The sequence below is a fragment of the Streptomyces sp. NBC_01446 genome (assembly GCF_026340095.1).
In the GTDB taxonomy this organism is placed as follows: domain Bacteria; phylum Actinomycetota; class Actinomycetes; order Streptomycetales; family Streptomycetaceae; genus Streptomyces; species Streptomyces aureus.
In genome coordinates this window covers 2,236,744-2,257,500 of the sequence record NZ_JAPEPO010000001.1, presented here as the reverse complement: position 1 = coordinate 2,257,500, position 20,757 = coordinate 2,236,744, and the positions used below count along the sequence as shown (strand labels likewise).

Here is a 20,757-nt window from a genome sequence, read left to right as displayed (position 1 = left end):
GGGGGGCCATCACTGGTGAGAGGACTTGCTCCTCGAGCTGGGGGTGGCCGCAGAGACCAGCGAGAAGCGACTGTTTACTAAAAACACAGGTCCGTGCGAAGCCGTAAGGCGATGTATACGGACTGACGCCTGCCCGGTGCTGGAACGTTAAGGGGACCGGTTAGTGCACTTTCGGGTGTGCGAAGCTGAGAACTTAAGCGCCAGTAAACGGCGGTGGTAACTATAACCATCCTAAGGTAGCGAAATTCCTTGTCGGGTAAGTTCCGACCTGCACGAATGGCGTAACGACTTCTCGACTGTCTCAACCATAGGCCCGGTGAAATTGCACTACGAGTAAAGATGCTCGTTTCGCGCAGCAGGACGGAAAGACCCCGGGACCTTTACTACAGTTTGATATTGGTGTTCGGTTCGGCTTGTGTAGGATAGGTGGGAGACTTTGAACTCTGGACGCCAGTTCAGGGGGAGTCGTCGTTGAAATACCACTCTGGTCGTGCTGGATGTCTAACCTGGGTCCGTGATCCGGATCAGGGACAGTGTCTGATGGGTAGTTTAACTGGGGCGGTTGCCTCCTAAAGAGTAACGGAGGCGCCCAAAGGTTCCCTCAGCCTGGTTGGTAATCAGGTGTTGAGTGTAAGTGCACAAGGGAGCTTGACTGTGAGACCGACGGGTCGAGCAGGGACGAAAGTCGGGACTAGTGATCCGGCGGTGGCTTGTGGAAGCGCCGTCGCTCAACGGATAAAAGGTACCCCGGGGATAACAGGCTGATCTTCCCCAAGAGTCCATATCGACGGGATGGTTTGGCACCTCGATGTCGGCTCGTCGCATCCTGGGGCTGGAGTCGGTCCCAAGGGTTGGGCTGTTCGCCCATTAAAGCGGTACGCGAGCTGGGTTTAGAACGTCGTGAGACAGTTCGGTCCCTATCCGCTGCGCGCGCAGGAATATTGAGAAGGGCTGTCCCTAGTACGAGAGGACCGGGACGGACGAACCTCTGGTGTGCCAGTTGTCCTGCCAAGGGCATGGCTGGTTGGCTACGTTCGGAAAGGATAACCGCTGAAAGCATCTAAGCGGGAAGCCTGCTTCGAGATGAGTATTCCCACCCCCTTGAGGGGTTAAGGCTCCCAGTAGACGACTGGGTTGATAGGCCAGATCTGGAAGCCCGGTAACGGGTGGAGGTGACTGGTACTAATAGGCCGAGGGCTTGTCCTCAGTTGCTCGCGTCCACTGTGTTGGTTCTGAAACCACGAACAACCCCACGTTTGTCACAGAGCGTGGTGCGGTTGACAGTTTCATAGTGTTTCGGTGGTCATAGCGTGAGGGAAACGCCCGGTTACATTCCGAACCCGGAAGCTAAGCCTCACAGCGCCGATGGTACTGCAGGGGGGACCCTGTGGGAGAGTAGGACGCCGCCGAACTCCTTTTATAGAGCTGGTCCCTGAACTTCGGTTCAGGGACCAGCTCTTTTTTGTTTTGCGTCACTTGTCGTTCACGTTGTGCGGCCAACATCCCGTGCCATGGGGACAGTTGCAATGCTGAGGGCCGCCGGTATCGGAACCGGCGACGAGGTCATCGTGCCCGCCTACGGGAACGTCGAGGTCGCGGAGGCCGTCGAACTGGCCGGTGCCAGGCCGGTGTTCGCGGACATAGATCCGGACACGTACTGCCTCGCCCCCGCATCGGTCGAGGCCGGCGTCAGCGCGCACACCGCGGCGATCATCGCCGTACACCGCTTCGGGCAGCCGGCCGATGTGGCGCGGCTCCGGGAGATCGGTGGGCGGCGCGGGCTTCTCGTCCTGGAGCAGGGCGAGTCGGAGCAGGCGCACGACGGGCTCGCCAAGCGGCGGGCGCACGCCGGCTATCTGAACGCGCGGCTCAGTGGCGTACGGACGCCCGCCGGGAGCGAGCGGCACACCTATCAGCAGTACGTCGTCCGGGTGCCCGGCAACGGGCGGCCCGACCGGGACGCCTTCGCACATGCCATACGGGCCAGGGGAATTGACTGCCGCGTGCCGGTGAAGACGCCGGTGCACCGGTTGCCGCAATTCCGGCGTGACGTCGCGTTGCCGGAGACGGAGCGGGCCGCCGACGAGACGCTGGCGCTGCCCGTCAGTGCCACGCTGTCGCGGCGCGAGCTCCACAAGGTCGTCTCTGCGTGCAATGCTCTCGGTGGGCTGCTGCAGCCCGCTTTCTGACGCGAGGGCGGGGCGGTTCGAACCGAGCTGAAGTTCGGGTATGCTTAATTCCGTTGCTGCGGGGGAAACCCTGGGAAAGCAACAGGCCCCTATAGCTCAGTCGGTAGAGCGTCTCCATGGTAAGGAGAAGGTCAGCGGTTCGATTCCGCTTGGGGGCTCAGATATAAAGGCCTCCGCCCTTTCGGGCGGGGGCCTTTTGCGTTGGGGCTCTCAGTCCTTCTGGAGTTCCGGGACGCGCATGGTCAGGATCGCCATGTCGTCCGAAGGGGCGTCAGACGCGAAACGCTCGACCGCGCGCATGATGCGGGCCGCCACCGCGCCGGCCGTCAGACCCGTACAGGTCGTCAGGACGTCCGCCAGGCCGTCGTCGCCCAGCATGCGGGTGCCTTCCCGGCGTTCGGTGATGCCGTCCGTGACACAGAGGAGGACATCGCCCGGGTCGAGCGTCATCGTCTGCTCGTAGAGCTCCAGGTCCTCCATGACGCCGAGGAGCGGCTGCGGCTCCGCGTACGGCTCGACCGTGCCGTCCTGGCGCAGGCGCAGGGGAAGCGGGTGGCCGGCGCAGACCATCTTCAGGACCGCCGAGCCGTCCTCCTGCGGCCACAACTCGCCGTAGAGCAGCGTGAGGAAGCGGCTTCGGGCGCCCTCGTCGAGGATCGCGGCGTTCAGGCGCTCCAGGACCGCTGGGCCGCCGAAGCCTTCGCGGGCCAGGAGGCGCAGGGCGTGCCGGGCCAGGCCGGTGACCGCCGCGGCCTCCGGTCCCGTACCGCAGACGTCGCCGATGGCGAAGCCGTAGGCGCCGTCGCGGATCGGGAAGAGGTCGTAGAAGTCGCCGCCCACCTCGTTTCCCTCGCCGGCCGCGCGGTAGATGACCTCGACCTCGACGCCCGGGATGTGCGGGAGCTCCGGTGGGAGCAGGCTTCGCTGGAGGGACTGGCTGATGGCCATGCGCTCCGAGTAGAGGCGCGCGTTGTCCAGGGCGAGGGCGGCACGGCGGCTCAAGTCCTCGGCCAGTTCCAGGATTTCCTGGCGGAAGTGTTCGTCGGACGGCTTGCCGAGCGTGAGCATGCCGATGACGCGGTTTCGGGCGACCAGGGGGAGGACGACCGTCTCGCCGCCCACCGCGGAGGCCGTGGCGAGGGTCGTGCCGATGCCCGAGCTGACGCTCGACGGTGCGCCGAGGCCGAGGCTGCGCTTGGACGTCCGGAGAGCCGCCTGGTGGGCCGCGTCGGCGGGTGCCGCCCAGACGCGGGCTCCGGGGGTGGGGACCGGGTCGGGTGGGGCGATCTTTGAGAGGAGCGCCTTGAGGCCGTCGATGCGCTCCTCGTCCTCGTGCAGGACGTACGAGAGGTACGGCTCCGAGGACTGGTCGGCGATCGTGTAGACGGCGCACCAGGTGGCGAGCGTCGGGACCGTCATCTGGGCCATGAGCGCCAGGGTCTGGTCGCGGTCGAGGGTGCCGGCGAGGAGGTCGGATGCCTCGACGAGGAAGCTGAGGGAGCCGCGGCGGAGCTTTTCGAGCTCGCCGAGGCGGGCCGACTCGACGGCCAGGGCGATGCGGTCGGCCGCGAACTGGAGGCGCAGGGCCTCCTCGTTCGAGTAGCGGTCGGGTGCCTCGGCTGCGACGCCGAGGGAGCCGGTGAGGCGGCCCTCGACCTTGAGCGGGACCGTGACGACCGAGCGCATGCCCGTGCCGTTGAGGAGGGGGACGGCGCCGGGGACGACCGTGAGGTCCTCGTGGACGGCCGGCATGCGGGCCGAGCCGTAGCGGCCGGGGCCCACCTCCACGGGGACGCGGGCGAAGCGCTGACGGGCCGACGGAAGGCCCGTGGAAGCGCGGACCTCCAGCTCGGTCTCGTCATCGGTCGCGAGGAGCAGGAAGGCGGAGTCGCCGTCGAGCATGTCGCGGGCGCGTTCGACGGTGCGCTGGAGCAGTCCGTCGAGGTCGTCAGGGGCCGGTGAGCCGATGAAGACCTCGAACGGGTCGGACGCGTTGCCCTCGGACAGCGTGCCGGTCTCCGAGGTGGTCTGGCCGCGCAGCGGGGTCTGGAGGACGGCGCGCTCGTGGTCGCGTACGAGGAGGCAGACCGTGGAGGGATCGCCGCCGGCGTCGCGGACGCGCAGGTGGGAGGCGTAGACGGGTGTCACACGGCCGTTGGCGCCGCGGATGCCGTAGCTGCCCTCCCAGCGCGAGAACTGCAGCGCGTCGGCGATTCCCGTGCTCGTGCCGGGGGTGTGCGGCCAGGCCGCGAAGTCGGTGAGGGGTTTACCGATGACCTGTTCGGCGACGTATCCGAAGAGGTGTTCCGCGTCCTCGCTCCAGGCGGAGACGGCTCCGGTGCGGTCGATCTGGATGACGGCGACCCGCACTCTGCTGTCGGCCAGCGGGAGGAGGTCGGTGGGGAGGGCGGGGCCCGCGGTGCGGGTGCCCACCGAGCGCTGGGGAAGGGCGAGTTGGAACCAGACGAGTTTGTGCGTCGGCGTGTAGTCGACGCCCCAGCGGGTGGCGAGGGCCGCGCAGAGCTGGAGGCCGCGGCCGCCCTCGCGGTCGGGGTTGCCCATGTTGATCGCGGACTGCTGGAGCGGGATCTCGCGCTCCGGATAGCGGTCGGCGACCTCGACGCGTACGCCGTCGTCGGTGCGCAGGCACAGGACCTCGGCGGAGGTGCCGGCGTGCACGACGGCGTTCGTCACGAGTTCACTGGTGAGGACGACCGCGTCGTCGATGATGTCGGGGAAGCCCCACCCCTGGAGGGTGTCGCGCACAAAGGCGCGGGCGGTCGCGACGGACCGCCCGACGGGGTCGAAGGTGGCAGCCGCGCGCGCGGTGATCACAGAACTCCCTGTATCAGTCATACGAGTCTCGACGCCCATGTCTCCCGAACTCATGGCGCGGCCGCCCCCTCCGATGCCCGTGGTCCTCGTGCCACCACCCTGGCCGGGCGGACCGGGGTGGGTGGACAGCCGCATGCAAGGTTACTTACCTTCGCCGTCCATGCGGATGCCGGTCGCTTGTGTTTCCGCCCGGAGGGTGTGCGGACGGTGTGCGAAGCTGCCGAACTGTTATGGCCTGGTTCTGCCATGGTGAAACACTGGGCACGCTTCCGAAGAGAACCCGAGCAATCCGAGCAGTACGGCCGACCCTTGCGGGAGGGACACAGTGGAGTCTGGCGCAGCGTCGCGAGGCACGAATACGCGCGCAAAGGGCGGACAGTCCCTGGCGAAACAGCGTAAACCGCGCAATGGGACCACAGCGGTGGACACCGCTGCCCTGAACAGACTGCTCGCCGGTCTTGTGGCGATGCGGGACGGTAACTTCCGCAAGCGCCTCACGGTGTCGGGCGACGGCCTCATGGCCGAGATCGCGGCGGTCTTCAATGAGGTCGCGGACCGGAATCTGCACCTCACCGGCGAGCTGTCGCGGGTGCGGCGGATGGTCGGGCGTGAGGGAAAGCTCACCGAGCGGCTTGAGGCGGGCGCCTGCGAGGGCTCCTGGGCTGCGGCGATCAACGCCTCGAACGCCCTGGTCGACGACCTCGTACGCCCGGTCTCCGAGGTCGGACGGGTGCTCACGGCGGTCGCGGAGGGCGATCTGTCGCCGCGCATGGAGCTGCGTTCGCAGGTGCCGGACGGCAACGGTCATCCGCTGCGGGGCGAGTTCCTCAAGGTCGGGCGCACCGTCAACAACCTGGTGGACCAGCTGTCGACGTTCACCGACGAGGTCACGCGGGTGGCCAGTGAGGTGGGCACGGAGGGCAAGCTGGGCGGCCAGGCCCGGGTGCGCGGTATGTCCGGTTCGTGGAAGGACCTCACGGATTCGGTCAACACCATGGCGTACCGGTTGACGGCTCAGGTGCGTGATATTGCTCTCGTGACGACCGCGGTGGCCAAGGGTGATCTGTCCCGGAAGGTCACGGTTCACGTCGCGGGCGAGATGCTCGAACTGAAGAACACCGTCAACACGATGGTGGACCAGCTGTCGTCCTTCTCCTCCGAGGTGACCCGAGTGGCCCGCGAGGTGGGCACGGAGGGCGAGCTCGGCGGCCAGGCACAGGTGCCGGGTGTGGCGGGTGTGTGGAAGGACCTCACCGATTCCGTAAATCTTATGGCCGGCAACCTGACGGCCCAGGTGCGCGGGATCGCGCAGGTCACGACGGCGGTCGCCAACGGTGATCTGTCGCAGAAGGTGACAGTGTCGGCACGCGGCGAGGTCGCCCAACTCGCCGAGACGATCAACCAGATGACCGAGACGCTGCGCACGTTCGCCGACGAGGTCACGCGCGTGGCCAACGAGGTCGGTGCGGAAGGGCAGCTCGGCGGACAGGCGAATGTGCCGGGTGCGGCGGGGACGTGGAAGGACCTCACCGATTCGGTGAACACGGTCTTCCGGAACCTGACCACGCAGGTGCGCGACATCGCGACCGTCACGACGGCGGTGGCGAACGGTGATCTCTCGCAGAAGGTGACCGTCGACGTCGCCGGCGAGATGCTCGAGCTCAAGAACACCGTCAACACGATGGTGGACCAGCTGTCCGCGTTCGGCTCCGAAGTCACCCGTGTGGCGCGGGAGATCGGTGTCGAGGGTGAGCTGGGCGGCCAGGCGCATGTGCAGGGCGCGGCCGGTACGTGGAAGGACCTGACGGACTCCGTCAACACGGCCTTCCGCAACCTGACGGGCCAGGTCCGCAACATCGCGCAGGTGACGACGGCGGTGGCGAACGGCGACCTGTCGCAGAAGGTCACCGTCGACGTGTCCGGCGAGATGCTCCAGCTGAAGAACACCGTGAACACGATGGTGGACCAGCTGTCCTCGTTCGCCGACCAGGTGACGCGCATGGCGCGCGACGTGGGCACCGAGGGCCGGCTCGGTGGTCAGGCGCGGGTCGACGGCGTGTCCGGCACCTGGAAGGAACTCACCGACTCCGTCAACTTCATGGCGGGGAACCTGACTTCGCAGGTGCGCCAGATCGCACAGGTGACCACGGCGGTGGCGCGGGGTGACCTGTCGCAGAAGATCGACGTGGACGCGCGCGGCGAGATCCTCGAACTCAAGAACACCATCAACACGATGGTCGACCAGCTGTCCGCGTTCGCCGACCAGGTGACGCGGGTGGCCCGTGAGGTGGGTACGGAAGGCCGGCTCGGCGGTCAGGCGCAGGTGCCCGGCGTCGCCGGTGTGTGGCGCGACCTGACCGACTCCGTGAACGGCATGGCCGGCAACCTCACCGCCCAGGTGCGCAACATCGCGCAGGTCGCCACGGCGGTGGCGCGGGGTGACCTGTCGCAGAAGATCGACGTGGACGCGCGCGGCGAGATCCTGGAGCTGAAGAACACCCTCAACACGATGGTGGACCAGCTCTCGAACTTCGCCGAGCAGGTCACGCGGGTCTCCCGCGAGGTGGGTACGGAGGGCATCCTCGGCGGGCAGGCCGAGGTCCAGGGTGTCTCCGGCACCTGGAAGGACCTCACGCAGTCCGTGAACGGCATGGCCAACAACCTGACCCTTCAGGTGCGCAACATCGCCGAGGTCACCACGGCCGTCGCCCGCGGCGACCTGTCCAAGAAGATCACCGTCGACGCGAAGGGCGAGATCCTCGAACTCGTCACGACCGTCAACACGATGGTGGACCAGCTGTCGTCGTTCGCCGAGCAGGTGACCCGCGTGGCCCGCGAGGTGGGTACGGAGGGCCAGCTGGGCGGCCAGGCGCGCGTGCGGGGCGTCACGGGCATCTGGAAGGACCTCAGCGACAACGTCAACCTGATGGCCAACAACCTGACCAGCCAGGTGCGCAACATCTCGCAGGTCGCGGCGGCCGTCGCCAGCGGCGACCTCACCAAGAAGGTCACGGTCGAGGCGCGCGGCGAGGTCGCGCAGCTCGCCGACACGGTCAACACCATGGTGACGACGCTGAGTTCGTTCGCCGACCAGGTGACCCGCGTGGCCCGCGAGGTGGGCACCGACGGCATCCTCGGCGGGCAGGCCCGCGTACCGGGAGTCTCCGGTACGTGGAAGGACCTCACCGAGTCCGTGAACGGCATGGCGTCGAACCTGACCGGGCAGGTCCGCAACATCGCGATGGTCACGACCGCCATCGCCAAGGGCGATCTGACCAAGAAGATCGACATCGACGCCCGGGGCGAGATCCTCGAACTCAAGACGACCATCAACACGATGGTGGACCAGCTGTCCTCGTTCGCCGAGCAGGTGACCCGGGTCGCCCGTGAGGTGGGTACGGAGGGCCAGCTCGGCGGCCAGGCCCGCGTGCGTGACGTCGACGGCACCTGGCGCGACCTGACCGAGTCCGTGAACGAGATGGCAGGGAACCTGACCCGTCAGGTGCGCGCCATCGCGGCCGTCGCCACGGCGGTGACCCGCGGCGACCTGAACCTCAAGATCGACGTCGACGCGGCGGGTGAGATCCAGGTCCTCCAGGACAACATCAACAAGATGATCTCCAACCTGCGCGACACCACGATCGCCAACGAGGAGCAGGACTGGTTGAAGGGCAACCTCGCCCGTATCTCCGGCCTCATGCAGGGCCGCCGCGACCTGGAGGACGTGGCCTCGCTGATCATGAGCGAGCTGACACCGGTCGTCTCCGCCCAGCACGGCGCGTTCTTCCTGGCGCTGCCGACGGACGAGGCCGAGGCCGGTTCCGCACCCGAGGACGCGTACGAGCTGCGCATGCTCGGAAGCTACGGCTACTCGATGGGGTCCATGCCGACCTCGTTCCGGCCCGGTGAGACGCTCATCGGGACCGCGGCCCAGGAGAAGCGCGCGATCCTCGTGGAGAACGTGCCGCAGGGGTATCTGAAGATCGCTTCCGGGCTCGGGGAGGCGCCGCCCGCACACGTCATCGTGCTGCCGGTGCTCTTCGAGGGGACGGTCCTCGGTGTGATCGAACTGGCGACGTTCCAGCCGTTCACGCAGATCCAGAAGGACTTCCTGAACCAGATCGCCGAGATGATCGCGACGAGCGTGAACACCATCTCCGTGAACACGAAGACGGAGGTGCTGCTCAAGCAGTCGCAGGAGCTCACCGAGCAACTGCGGGAACGGTCCGCGGAGTTGGAGAACCGGCAGAAGGCGCTCCAGGAGTCCAACGCGGAGCTGGAGGAGAAGGCCGAGCTGCTCGCCCAGCAGAACCGCGACATCGAGGTCAAGAACACCGAGATCGAAGAGGCCCGGCAGGTCCTGGAGGAGCGCGCCGAGCAGCTGGCGGTCTCCATGCGGTACAAGTCCGAGTTCCTGGCGAACATGTCGCACGAGCTGCGTACGCCGCTCAACTCCCTGCTGATTCTGGCCAAGTTGCTTGCCGACAACGCGGACTCGAACCTGACCCCGAAGCAGGTCGAGTTCGCCGAGACGATCCATGGCGCCGGTTCCGACCTGCTCCAGCTGATCAACGACATCCTCGACCTGTCGAAGGTCGAGGCGGGCAAGATGGACGTGTCGCCGACCCGCATCGCTCTGGTGCAACTCGTCGACTACGTAGAGGCCACTTTCCGCCCGCTGACCGCAGAGAAGGGCCTCGATTTCTCCGTACGGGTCTCGCCCGAACTGCCCGCGACGCTCCACACGGACGAACAGCGCCTGCTCCAGGTGCTGCGCAACCTGCTGTCCAACGCCGTCAAGTTCACCGACTCCGGAGCCGTCGAACTGGTCATCAGGCCCGCGGGCGCGGACGTGCCCGACGCCATCCGTGAGCAACTCCTGGAGGCGGGCTCCCTGCGGGAGCCGGACGGCGACCTGATCGCCTTCTCCGTGACCGACACCGGTATCGGCATCGCGGCCGGCAAGATGCGGGTGATCTTCGAGGCGTTCAAGCAGGCCGACGGGACGACCAGCCGCAAGTACGGCGGTACGGGCCTCGGCCTGTCCATCAGCCGTGAGATCGCGCGGCTGCTCGGCGGTGAGATCCACGCGCAGAGCGAGCCCGGGCGCGGCTCCACGTTCACGCTGTACATGCCGCTGCACGCGAGCGAACTGCCGCCGCAGGGCTACCCGCAGCTCGCGCCCACCATCGAGCCGGGGGTGCACGCCGTGCCGATGGAGGTCATGCCGCCCGAGGCGTCGATGCCGCCGGAGGTCAGGTCGTACCAGGACACCCAGCACGGTCCCGCCGCGCTCTTCAGGCGGCGCCGCAGGCAGGTGGCCGCGCCCGAAAAGCGGCCGGCGCTGCCGGGACAGCCCGGGCAGCAGGGGCCGACGGCGCCTGCGCAGGAGCGAGCCCAGGAGCAGTGGGCGGGCACCGGTCAGGAAGGGGCGCCGCAGGAGCGACGCACGTTCCTCTTCGGTGGCGAGAAGGTGCTCATCGTCGACGACGACATCCGTAACGTCTTCGCGCTCACCAGCGTCCTGGAGCAGCACGGCCTGTCCGTGCTGTACGCCGAGAACGGCCGGGAGGGGATCGAGGTCCTCGAACAGCACGACGACGTGACGGTCGTCCTGATGGACATCATGATGCCGGAGATGGACGGCTACGCGACGACGACGGCGATCCGCAGGATGCCGCAGTTCGCCGGACTGCCGATCATCGCGCTCACGGCGAAGGCGATGAAGGGCGACCGGGAGAAGGCCATCGAGTCCGGGGCCTCCGACTACGTCACGAAGCCGGTCGATCCGGATCATCTGCTTACGGTGATGGAGCAGTGGATGCGCGGGGAGTGACCGGGTAGGTGTGTGTTGCTGAGCAGTTGTTGACCGAGTGTGGCCGAAGCCGTGTAGAACTGCGGTATTCGGGGAACCTTCTGGTCTCCCACTGCGTTTGTGCTATGTGCACAGTGACATCGCGGTGACAGGGTGTGGCGACAGGCGGGGTGCGGCTACCATGACCGGCACAAGGACGGGCGACGCAAGGGAGTCGCCCTCTGGGGCGGCTTCCGGAGCCGTCCCAAGTCCTGCGGACAGGGGCGGCCCCATGCCGGGGCGAGGAGGGCGGGCCATGGTGCAGAAGGCCAAGATCCTCCTGGTCGATGACCGGCCGGAGAATCTGCTGGCGCTGGAGGCCATCCTCTCCGCGCTCGATCAGACACTGGTGCGGGCATCGTCCGGGGAGGAAGCACTCAAAGCGCTGCTCACGGACGATTTCGCGGTCATTCTGCTGGATGTCCAGATGCCGGGAATGGACGGTTTCGAAACCGCGGCGCACATCAAGCGTCGGGAGCGGACACGCGACATCCCGATCATCTTCCTCACGGCCATCAACCACGGCCCGCACCACACGTTCCGTGGGTACGCGGCCGGTGCGGTGGACTACATCTCGAAGCCGTTCGACCCGTGGGTCCTGCGCGCGAAGGTCTCGGTCTTCGTCGAGCTGTACATGAAGAACTGTCAACTGCGGGAGCAGGCGGCCCTGCTGCGGCTCCAGCTCGAGGGCGGCGGGAAGTCCCACGTCGGCGACTCCAAGGAGCCGGCCGGGCTGCTGGCCGAACTCTCCGCGCGGCTCGCGGCCGTTGAGGAGCAGGCCGAGGCGCTCTCGAAGCAACTCGACGACGAGTCGGCGGACGCTGCCGCGGTCGCCACGGCCGCGCATCTCGAACGCAAACTCACGGGGCTGCGCCGCGCTCTTGACGCCCTGGAGCCCGGTACGGGAAGCGGCGCACCGTCACTTCCTTCGCAGAACTAAGCAACAGCCGCAGCGGCCCACGATTTGAGGAAGCGTCACTTCCGGGCACACCGATCCGCGACACGGACGGGTGAAGCAGTAGGCACACGTGTCCGCAGTGGTCTCCACCGGTAACCTCGCACTCATGGCCTCACGTCCCGCAGCCAAGAAGACGCCCGCGAAGAAGGCGGCCGCGCCGACCAAGGCTCCGGCGAAGAAGGCCCCTGCCAAGAAGACGGCCGCGAAGAAGCCCGCGGCCAAGAAGGCGCCCCCGAGGAAAGCCGCGGCGAAGAAGCCCGCGCCCAAGCCGGTGCCCAGCCCCACCGGGGGCGTGTACCGGCTCGCACGCGCGCTCTGGCTGGGCGTCGCGCACAGCGTGGGCGCGATGTTCCGCGGCATAGGCCGTGGCGCCAAAGGGCTCGACCCGGCGCACCGCAAGGACGGCCTCGCACTCCTCCTCCTCGGTCTGGCGCTGATCGTCGCGGCGGGCACCTGGTCGAATCTGCGCGGACCCGTCGGCGACCTCGTCGAAATGCTCGTCACGGGCGCGTTCGGCCGCCTCGACCTGCTCGTACCGCTGCTGCTCGGCGGCATCGCCGTACGCCTCATCCGGCACCCCGAGAAGCCCGAGGCCAACGGGCGCATCGTGATCGGTCTGTCCGCGCTCGTCATCGGCGTACTCGGCCAGGTCCACATCGCCTGCGGCTCGCCGGCCCGCACCGACGGCATGCAGGCCATAAGGGACGCCGGAGGGCTCATCGGCTGGGGCGCCTCCACCCCGTTGAGCTTCACCATGGGCGAGGTGCTCGCGGTACCGCTCCTCGTCCTGCTCACCCTCTTCGGACTGCTCGTGGTCACCGCGACGCCCGTGAACGCGATTCCGCAGCGACTGCGGCTGCTCGGCGTGAAGCTCGGCGTCGTCCATCCGGACCCCGCGGACGACGCGTTCGGCGCGGCGGACGACGACGAGCGCTACGACGAACAGTGGCGCGAGTCCCTGCCCGCGCGCTCCAGGCGGCGCCCGGCGGAGGCCGAGACGTACGACCCCGACCTGGCGGAGCACGAGGCGCTCTCCAAGCGGCGCAGGCCCCGGCGCACCCCAGTGCAGCCCGTCGTGACCCGGCCCATGGACGCGGTCGACGTGGCCGCGGCGGCCGCCGCGGCGCTCGACGGCGCCGTGCTGCACGGCATGCCCCCGTCGCCGCTGGTCGCCGACCTGACGCAGGGGGTCGGTACGGAGCGGGAGAGCGCTCCGGAACGCACGGCGCCGGTGCCCACCGCGCGGGCGAAGGCCCCGGCGAAGGAGGCCAAGGAGCCGGAACCTGAGCCCGCAGCCGCGGCGGCCAAGGCCGGCGTGCCCGACCTGACGAAGTCCGCCCCCGACGCCCCGCGCGACCTCCCGCCGCGTGCCGAGCAGCTCCAGCTGTCCGGCGACATCACCTACTCGCTGCCGTCGCTCGACCTCCTGGAGCGCGGCGGCCCCGGCAAGTCACGCAGCGCGGCCAACGACGCCGTCGTCGACTCACTGTCGAACGTCTTCTCCGAGTTCAAGGTCGACGCCAACGTCACCGGCTTCACTCGCGGCCCGACGGTCACCCGCTACGAGATCGAGCTCGGCCCCGCCGTGAAGGTCGAGAAGATCACGGCGCTGGCCAAGAACATCGCCTACGCCGTCGCGTCCCCGGACGTCCGGATCATCTCGCCCATCCCCGGCAAGTCCGCCGTGGGCATCGAGATCCCGAACACCGACCGCGAAATGGTCAACGTGGGCGACGTCCTGCGCCTCGCCGACGCGGCCGAGGACGACCACCCCATGCTCGTCGCGCTCGGCAAGGACGTCGAGGGCGGTTACGTGATGGCCAACATGGCCAAGATGCCGCACATCCTCGTCGCCGGAGCCACCGGCTCCGGAAAGTCCTCCTGCATCAACGGCCTGATCACCTCGATCATGTGCCGGGCGACCCCCGAGGACGTGCGCATGGTCCTCGTGGACCCCAAGCGCGTCGAGCTCACCGCGTACGAGGGCATCCCGCACCTGATCACACCGATCATCACCAACCCCAAGCGGGCCGCCGAGGCGCTGCAGTGGGTCGTGCGCGAGATGGACCTGCGCTACGACGACCTCGCGGCGTTCGGATACCGGCACATCGACGACTTCAACCAGGCGATCCGCGACGGCAAGCTCAAGACGCCCGAGGGCAGCGAGCGCGAGCTGAAGACGTACCCGTATCTGCTGGTCATCGTCGACGAGCTCGCGGACCTGATGATGGTCGCGCCGCGGGACGTCGAGGACTCGATCGTGCGTATCACGCAGCTCGCGCGCGCGGCCGGCATCCACCTGGTGCTCGCCACCCAGCGCCCGTCGGTCGACGTGGTCACTGGCCTCATCAAGGCCAACGTCCCCTCCCGGCTGGCCTTCGCCACCTCCTCGCTCGCCGACAGCCGCGTCATCCTCGACCAGCCCGGCGCAGAGAAGCTGATCGGCAAGGGCGATGGGCTGTACCTGCCGATGGGCCAGAACAAACCCACTCGTATGCAGGGCGCCTTCGTCACCGAGGACGAGATCCACGCCGTCGTCCAGCACTGCAAGGACCAGATGGCGCCCGTCTTCAGGGACGACGTCACCGGCGGGACCAAGCAGAAGAAGGAGATCGACGAGGACATCGGCGACGACCTCGACCTGCTGTGCCAGGCCGCTGAGCTGGTCGTTTCCACGCAGTTCGGCTCCACGTCGATGCTCCAGCGCAAGCTGCGCGTCGGCTTCGCGAAGGCCGGGCGGCTCATGGACCTCATGGAGTCGCGGAACATCGTGGGGCCGAGCGAGGGTTCCAAGGCGCGTGACGTTCTTGTGAAGGCTGACGAACTGGATGGAGTGCTCGCCGTGATCCGCGGGGAGGCTCAACCCTGAGGTACGCGTCCCAGGGACGGCGCGCACCCCGCACGTCGAACGGACGGCTCACACTCGCGATCGACGCTCACTCGTTAGGGAGTGTGAGGCAACCGTTTCCCCTCCGCGTACGTCAAGTTGAGGAAGGGGACAGGTAGGTGTTCCAACATCGGGGCGACCGGCCTTCGTGTCCGGCCATTCCGATGGCGTAAAGGTCTGACCGCCCAGTTGCCCCACCCTTTCGTACCCCCCCTAGACTGAACCTCCAGCAGGTGGTTACACGCTCGAAAGGCGCCCCCGTGTCCATCGGCAACTCCCCTGAAGACGACCGTCCTTCGGATGACGTTCGCGCGACGACCCCGCCGGCCGTCGAGCAGGCGCCCACGCCCTCGGACGACCGCCCCTCGGCCGACCGCCCCTCGATCGGACGCGTCCTCCGTCAGGCGCGCGACGACGCCGGGATGACCGTCGACGAAGTCAGTACGTCCACCCGGGTGCGCATCCCGATCGTGCACGCGATCGAAGAGGACGACTTCTCGCGGTGCGGCGGCGACGTCTACGCCCGCGGTCACATCCGGACCCTGGCGCGCGCCGTGGGCGTCGATCCCGAGCCGCTACTCGCCCAGTACGCCGACGAGCACGGTGGACGGCCCGCGCCGACTCCGGCCGCTCCGCTGTTCGAGGCCGAGCGGATCAGGTCCGAGCCGCGCCGGCCGAACTGGACGGCGGCCATGGTCGCCGCGATCGTCGCGGTGATCGGCTTCGTCGGGTTCACCGCGTTCGGCGGCAGCGACGACGGTGCCAAGCAGCAGGCCGCCGAGGGTGCGACACCGGCCACAGGCAAGCCCAAGCCCACGCACACCCCCAAGGCCACCAAGCCCACCGACCCCAAGCCCGACCCGACCGACAGCGCGATCGCGGCCGCGCCCCGTGACAAGGTCACTGTCAAGATCAACGCGTCGGACGGCCGCAGCTGGATCTCCGCGAAGGACCACAACGGGCGGATCATGTTCGACGGCCTGCTGGAACAGGGTGAGTCGAAGACCTTCCAGGACAACCAGAAGGTCGACCTCGTCCTCGGCGACGCAGGTGCCATCCAGCTGTACGTGAACGGCAAGCAGGTGGACAACGAGTTCGAGCCCGGACAGGTCGAGCGCCTCACCTACACCAAGGGTGATCCCGAGGTCGGATGATCGGGAGGTTGCCCGGCGATGATCTCCGGGTAACCCTCGCGGGCTGTGCTGTCGGTGGGACGAAGTAGTCTTGAGCCCATGCCCGAACGCCGTACCGTCGCCCTTGTCACTCTTGGCTGCGCCCGTAACGAGGTGGACTCGGAGGAGCTCGCAGGCCGCTTGGAGGCGGACGGCTGGGAGCTCGTCGAGGACGCCGAGGCCGCAGACGTCGCTGTCGTCAACACCTGTGGCTTCGTCGAAGCCGCCAAGAAGGACTCCGTCGACGCCCTTCTCGAAGCCAATGACCTCAAGGGCCATGGCAGAACCCAGGCCGTCGTGGCCGTCGGCTGCATGGCCGAGCGGTACGGCAAGGACCTGGCCGAAGCCCTCCCCGAGGCCGACGGCGTGCTCGGCTTCGACGACTACGCCGACATCTCCGACCGGCTCCAGACCATCCTCAACGGCGGCATCCACGCCTCCCACACCCCCCGCGACCGGCGCAAGCTGCTGCCGATCAGCCCTGCCGAGCGGCAGGACGCGGGCGCCGCGGTGGCGCTCCCCGGACACGCCCCCGTGGACCTGCCCGAGGGCCTCGCGCCCGCGTCCGGCCCCCGCGCCCCGCTGCGCCGTCGCCTCGGGACGAACCCCGTCGCCTCGGTGAAGCTGGCGTCCGGCTGCGACCGCCGCTGCTCGTTCTGCGCCATCCCGTCCTTCCGCGGCTCCTTCATCTCGCGCCGGCCCAGCGACGTCCTCGGTGAGACGCGCTGGCTCGCCGAGCAGGGCGTCAAGGAGGTCATGCTCGTCTCCGAGAACAACACCTCGTACGGCAAGGACCTCGGCGACATCCGACTCCTGGAGACGCTGCTGCCCGAGCTGGCCGCCGTCGACGGGATCGAGCGGGTACGCGTCAGCTACCTGCAGCCCGCCGAGATGCGCCCCGGCCTCATCGACGTCCTCACGGGCACCGACAAGGTCGTTCCTTACTTCGATCTCTCGTTCCAGCACTCGGCGCCCGCCGTGCTGCGTTCCATGCGGCGCTTCGGGGACACCGACCGCTTCCTCGACCTGCTCTCCACGATCCGTGACAGGGCGCCGCAGGCCGGTGTCCGGTCGAACTTCATCGTGGGCTTCCCCGGCGAGAGCGAGGCCGACCTGGCCGAGCTGGAGCGCTTCCTCACCGGCGCCCGCCTCGACGCGATCGGTGTCTTCGGCTACTCCGACGAGGAGGGCACGGAAGCGGCGACGTACGAGCACAAGCTCGACGAGGACGTCGTCGCCGAGCGCCTCGCGCGCGTGTCGCGGCTCGCCGAGGAGCTCGTCTCGCAGCGCGCGGACGAGCGCGTCGGCGAGGCGGTCCATGTACTCGTCGAGTCCATCGACGACGAGGACGGTGCCGTCGGGCGCGGAGAGCACCAGGCGCCCGAGACGGACGGCCAGGTGCTGCTCACCAGCAGCGAGGGCCTGAGCGTGGGTCGTATCGTCGAGGCAAAGGTGATCGGCACCCAGGGCGTTGACCTGGTCGCCGAGCCGCTCGAGTGTTCTGAGGAGGCGGGCAGATGACCGGAGTCCCGGCATCCGCTACGGGCGGTTCCGGTAGGCCGGCGCCCGGCGGCAAGCTGGGCGCTGCGGCCGTCAACCAGGCCAGCCTGTGGAACATCGCGAACCTCCTGACCATGCTCCGGCTCGTCCTCGTGCCGGGCTTCGTGGCGCTCATGCTCGCCGACGGCGGCTACGACCCCGTCTGGCGCGCCTGGGCCTGGGCGGCCTTCGCCGTCGCCATGATCACGGACGTCTTCGACGGACATCTGGCGCGCACGTACAACCTGGTCACGGACTTCGGGAAGATCGCCGACCCCATCGCTGACAAGGCGATCATGGGGGCGGCGCTCATCTGTCTCTCGAGCCTGGGCGACCTGCCCTGGTGGGTGACGGGAGTGATCCTCGGGCGTGAGCTCGGGATCACCTTGCTGCGCTTCTGGGTCATCCGGTACGGGGTGATCCCGGCCAGCCGCGGCGGCAAGATCAAGACCCTCGCCCAGGGCACGGCGGTCGGGATGTACGTCCTGGCGCTGACCGGACCGCTGGCCACCTTCCGGTTCTGGGTGATGGCGGTGGCGGTCGCGCTGACCGTGCTCACCGGCCTCGACTACGTGAAGCAAGCCGTGGTGCTGCGCCGGCAGGGCATGGCGGCCGAGCGTGCCGCCCGCGGCGAACGTGAGGCGGCGGCGGAGCAGTGACGTCCGGAGCGGTCGGCGGTGGCGGGGCGGACGGCCTCGCCACCGCCGCCGTGGTGCTCGGGCTGCTCGCCGAGCGCGGCGAGACCCTCGCGGTCGCCGAGTCGCTCACCGGCGGCCTCGTGGCGGCGGACATCACCTCGGTGCCGGGCGCCTCGCGCGTCTTCCGCGGGTCCGTGACCTCGTACGCGACCGAGCTGAAACGGGACGTCCTGGGCGTCGACGGCACTCTCCTGGCCGAGCGCGGGGCAGTGGATCCCGAGGTCGCCCTGCAGATGGCGACGGGGGTGCGCAGGGCCCTCGGCGCGGACTGGGGGATCGCGACCACAGGCGTCGCAGGGCCCGACGAGCAGGACGGGCAGCCGGTGGGGACGGTCTTCGTGGCCGTCGCCGGTCCGGGGAATTCCATGGCCTTCGATGCGGGTTCCGGAAGGGCTGACGCGGGGGCCGGCGCCGGGGTTGAGCGGTCCGGGGCTCAAGGCGGCAGTTTCGCTCGTAGCCGGAAAGTGGCCGCGTTGCGGTTGAACGGCGACCGTTCGGAAATCCGTATGGAGAGTGTACGGAGTGTGCTTGAGCTGCTCCTTGAGCAGGTCTTGAGCGAACGCGCAGAGAATGAGCGGGCACAGGATACGGAACAGAACGGGGGGTTTTGATGTTTACAGCCCTGAGTGAACACGACATCGCTCCCCGCACGGCCGCGGCGCAAGGCGGTACGGTGGGGCGTGAAGGATGCGGCTACGCGGTCCGAGGAGGGAGCCACCGATGATTCTGCTCCGTCGCCTGCTGGGTGACGTGCTGCGTCGGCAGCGCCAGCGCCAGGGCCGTACTCTGCGCGAAGTCTCCTCGTCCGCCCGAGTCTCGCTCGGCTATCTCTCCGAGGTGGAGCGGGGGCAGAAGGAGGCATCCTCCGAGCTGCTGTCCGCTATTTGCGACGCGCTTGACGTACGGATGTCCGAGCTCATGCGCGAGGTGAGCGACGAGCTCGCTCTCGCCGAGCTGGCCGAGTCGGCAGCGGCTACTGATCCGGTGCCCGCACCGGTTCGCCCGCGGCTCAATTCTGTCTCCGTGGCCGGTGTCCCACCGGAACGGGTGACCATCAAGGCGCCTGCGGAAGCGGTGGACGTCGTCGCTGCGTGATCCCACGCGGCGTGACGCCTCGTGCAGGTGTCACTCATAAGTGTGTGAAAGCCCCGGCCGGGAGATCGGCCGGGGCTTTTGCATGGGGAGGCTCTCGCATGTCGAGTGGCGCGCGGGCCGGGGCGGCTGGAGGGCGGGGCGCGGCGCCTGGAGTGGCGGGCCAGGGGCAGCGCCGGGCGGCGCTCGACATGCCCGCATCAGGGCATTCGTGCCATGGTGAAGGGGATTTCGACGTGCGCGGGAGCGCCTTCGGTGTGCGGGAACGCCACCCGGGGCGCCTTGCCGCCGGGTGGCGCCGGCGTTCGGGTTCGATCCGATCCGGCATCGGGCAGGAGGTGGCGGCCGTGGCGTGGCGGACCGTGCGCGGAATACCGGCCGGGGTGTGGCGGACCGCGCGCTGGATACCGGCTGTGGCCTTCGGGGCGCTGTGGTGGTGGGGCCTGCTGCGTCTGGCCTTCTCGCCGGATGCGGGGGCCTTCGAGGGGGCCGTGGCGGCCGGTGGGTGGGGGCTGAGCCTGCTGCCGGTGCACACTGTGCCCAAGTCGCGGGCGGCGGGGGCGGTGGGATCCGTGCGGCCGGGTGGGACTTCTGCGGGGTCGATCCGGCCCCCAGGAGCGTCTGCGGGAGCGGTGGGGGCCGATGGAGCGTCCGCGGGGGATGCGAGGCGGGGTTCTGCGGGGGAGATGCGGTCCGCAAGAGCCGGGGGCTCGGGCAGGGGGCTTACCAGGGCATGGCGACGCCGCCGTTCGGGCGGAGGATCTGGCCCGTCGTGAACGATGACGCGTCCGATGCCAGGTGCAGGACGGCGTGCGCGATGTCGTCCGCCTCGCCGACGCGGCCCAGCGGGGACATCCGGACCATCAGGGCCTCCGTGTGCGACTGCTCCGACGCGTCGTGCCGGCCGGTCATGGGCGTACGGATCCAGCCGGGCGCGACCGCGTTGACGCGGATGCCCTGCGGACCGACCTCGGTCGCCAGGGTCTTCGTCAGCTGGACGACGGCGGCCTTCGAGACGCCGTAGCAGAGCAGTCCGGGGCCGCCGGTGTCCACGGCCCCCGACGCCATCGTGACGATGCTGCCGCGTGTGCCCGTCGCGATCATGGCGCGGGCGGCCTCCTGGCAGGCGTACAGCACGCCCTTGAAATTGATACCGAGGACGCGGTCGAGGTCCTCGTCGCGGGTCTCCAGGACGGGGCTGCTGTGCATGATCCCGGCGATCGCGGCCATGATGTCGAGGCGGCTCGTCGCGTCGACGGCCGCCGCCACCGCCTCGGCGAGCTGGGCGCGGTCCGCTACGTCGAGGGGGTGCGTGCGGGCCGTGCCTCCCCTGGTCTTGATCAGCGTCGCCGTCTCGTGCAGGCCCTGCGCGTCGCGGTCGGCGCAGTGCACGGTGGCTCCGGCGTCGGCCAGGAGCAGGGCGGAGGCGCGTCCGATGCCGCTCGCGGCGCCGGTGACGAATGCGGTGCGTCCGGTGAGGTCGTACGCGGTGACGGGCATGAGGGGACCGTACGAGCATTTCTGACGGGGCGT

Annotated in this window: 12 protein-coding genes, 1 tRNA gene and 2 rRNA genes (1 of these 15 only partly in view); 13 read left to right on the top strand and 2 right to left on the bottom strand. The window is 68.6% G+C overall.

The window, feature by feature from the left end:
• The 4 genes from OG456_RS09990 to OG456_RS09975 all read left to right on the top strand — a co-directional run.
• Positions 1-1,206 (top strand): 23S ribosomal RNA (locus tag OG456_RS09990); it begins 1,917 nt to the left of the window's first position.
• Positions 1,207-1,295: 89 nt separating this feature from the next.
• Positions 1,296-1,412, top strand: a 5S ribosomal RNA gene (rrf, locus tag OG456_RS09985).
• 114 nt (positions 1,413-1,526) lie between these two features.
• Positions 1,527-2,189, top strand: coding sequence for a DegT/DnrJ/EryC1/StrS family aminotransferase (locus OG456_RS09980; protein WP_266569136.1), 663 nt, complete (start codon positions 1,527-1,529; stop codon positions 2,187-2,189).
• 85 nt (positions 2,190-2,274) lie between these two features.
• Positions 2,275-2,347, top strand: a tRNA-Thr gene (locus tag OG456_RS09975).
• A gap of 52 nt (positions 2,348-2,399) precedes the next feature.
• Here OG456_RS09975 and OG456_RS09970 read toward each other — a convergent pair.
• Complete coding sequence (locus tag OG456_RS09970) at positions 2,400-5,078, bottom strand: SpoIIE family protein phosphatase (RefSeq protein ID WP_266559336.1); 2,679 nt, start codon at positions 5,076-5,078, stop codon at positions 2,400-2,402.
• A gap of 271 nt (positions 5,079-5,349) precedes the next feature.
• On the opposite strand from OG456_RS09970, the gene OG456_RS09965 reads away from it, so the two are divergent.
• The 9 genes from OG456_RS09965 (at position 5,350) to OG456_RS09925 (ending at position 20,000) form a co-directional block, all read left to right on the top strand.
• On the top strand, positions 5,350-10,860 hold the full coding sequence (locus OG456_RS09965; protein WP_266559334.1) for a HAMP domain-containing protein: 5,511 nt from the start codon (positions 5,350-5,352) through the stop codon (positions 10,858-10,860).
• Between the two features lie 274 nt (positions 10,861-11,134).
• Complete coding sequence (locus OG456_RS09960; protein ID WP_266559332.1) at positions 11,135-11,818, top strand: two-component system response regulator; 684 nt, start codon at positions 11,135-11,137, stop codon at positions 11,816-11,818.
• 124 nt (positions 11,819-11,942) lie between these two features.
• Positions 11,943-14,705, top strand: a complete 2,763-nt coding sequence (locus tag OG456_RS09955; protein ID WP_266559330.1) for a DNA translocase FtsK — start codon at positions 11,943-11,945, stop codon at positions 14,703-14,705.
• Between the two features lie 278 nt (positions 14,706-14,983).
• Positions 14,984-15,877 (top strand): helix-turn-helix domain-containing protein, encoded by an 894-nt coding sequence (locus tag OG456_RS09950; RefSeq protein WP_266559328.1) that lies wholly within the window; start codon positions 14,984-14,986, stop codon positions 15,875-15,877.
• Positions 15,878-15,955: 78 nt separating this feature from the next.
• Entirely contained in the window at positions 15,956-17,416 is a 1,461-nt protein-coding gene (gene rimO, locus OG456_RS09945; protein ID WP_266559326.1) for a 30S ribosomal protein S12 methylthiotransferase RimO, read from the top strand.
• The gene (pgsA, locus tag OG456_RS09940) at positions 17,413-18,093 is read left to right on the top strand and encodes a CDP-diacylglycerol--glycerol-3-phosphate 3-phosphatidyltransferase (protein WP_266559324.1); all 681 of its coding nucleotides are present in this window, start codon (positions 17,413-17,415) and stop codon (positions 18,091-18,093) included. Before rimO ends, pgsA begins: the two co-directional genes overlap by 4 nt.
• A 53-nt stretch (positions 18,094-18,146) precedes the next feature.
• Positions 18,147-18,743, top strand: coding sequence for a CinA family protein (locus OG456_RS09935; RefSeq protein ID WP_323136398.1), 597 nt, complete (start codon positions 18,147-18,149; stop codon positions 18,741-18,743).
• A 109-nt stretch (positions 18,744-18,852) separates the two neighbouring features.
• Positions 18,853-19,227, top strand: a complete 375-nt coding sequence (locus OG456_RS09930) for a helix-turn-helix domain-containing protein (RefSeq protein WP_100591071.1) — start codon at positions 18,853-18,855, stop codon at positions 19,225-19,227.
• A 380-nt stretch (positions 19,228-19,607) separates the two neighbouring features.
• Positions 19,608-20,000: a hypothetical protein gene (locus OG456_RS09925; RefSeq protein WP_323136397.1), complete on the top strand. Its 393-nt coding sequence runs from the start codon at positions 19,608-19,610 to the stop codon at positions 19,998-20,000.
• Here OG456_RS09925 and OG456_RS09920 read toward each other — a convergent pair.
• Positions 19,948-20,724, bottom strand: coding sequence for an SDR family NAD(P)-dependent oxidoreductase (locus tag OG456_RS09920; RefSeq protein ID WP_266559320.1), 777 nt, complete (start codon positions 20,722-20,724; stop codon positions 19,948-19,950). The genes OG456_RS09925 and OG456_RS09920 overlap by 53 nt on opposite strands.
• Between the last annotated feature and the right edge of the window lie 33 nt (positions 20,725-20,757).

Coding starts and splice junctions, on each gene's coding strand:
- OG456_RS09980 (WP_266569136.1), top strand. CDS start 1,527: ATGCTGAGGGCCGCCGGTATCGGAACCGGCGACGAGGTCATCGTGCCC.
- OG456_RS09970 (WP_266559336.1), bottom strand. CDS start 5,078: ATGAGTTCGGGAGACATGGGCGTCGAGACTCGTATGACTGATACAGGG.
- OG456_RS09960 (WP_266559332.1), top strand. CDS start 11,135: ATGGTGCAGAAGGCCAAGATCCTCCTGGTCGATGACCGGCCGGAGAAT.
- OG456_RS09955 (WP_266559330.1), top strand. CDS start 11,943: ATGGCCTCACGTCCCGCAGCCAAGAAGACGCCCGCGAAGAAGGCGGCC.
- rimO (WP_266559326.1), top strand. CDS start 15,956: ATGCCCGAACGCCGTACCGTCGCCCTTGTCACTCTTGGCTGCGCCCGT.
- pgsA (WP_266559324.1), top strand. CDS start 17,413: ATGACCGGAGTCCCGGCATCCGCTACGGGCGGTTCCGGTAGGCCGGCG.
- OG456_RS09930 (WP_100591071.1), top strand. CDS start 18,853: ATGATTCTGCTCCGTCGCCTGCTGGGTGACGTGCTGCGTCGGCAGCGC.
- OG456_RS09920 (WP_266559320.1), bottom strand. CDS start 20,724: ATGCCCGTCACCGCGTACGACCTCACCGGACGCACCGCATTCGTCACC.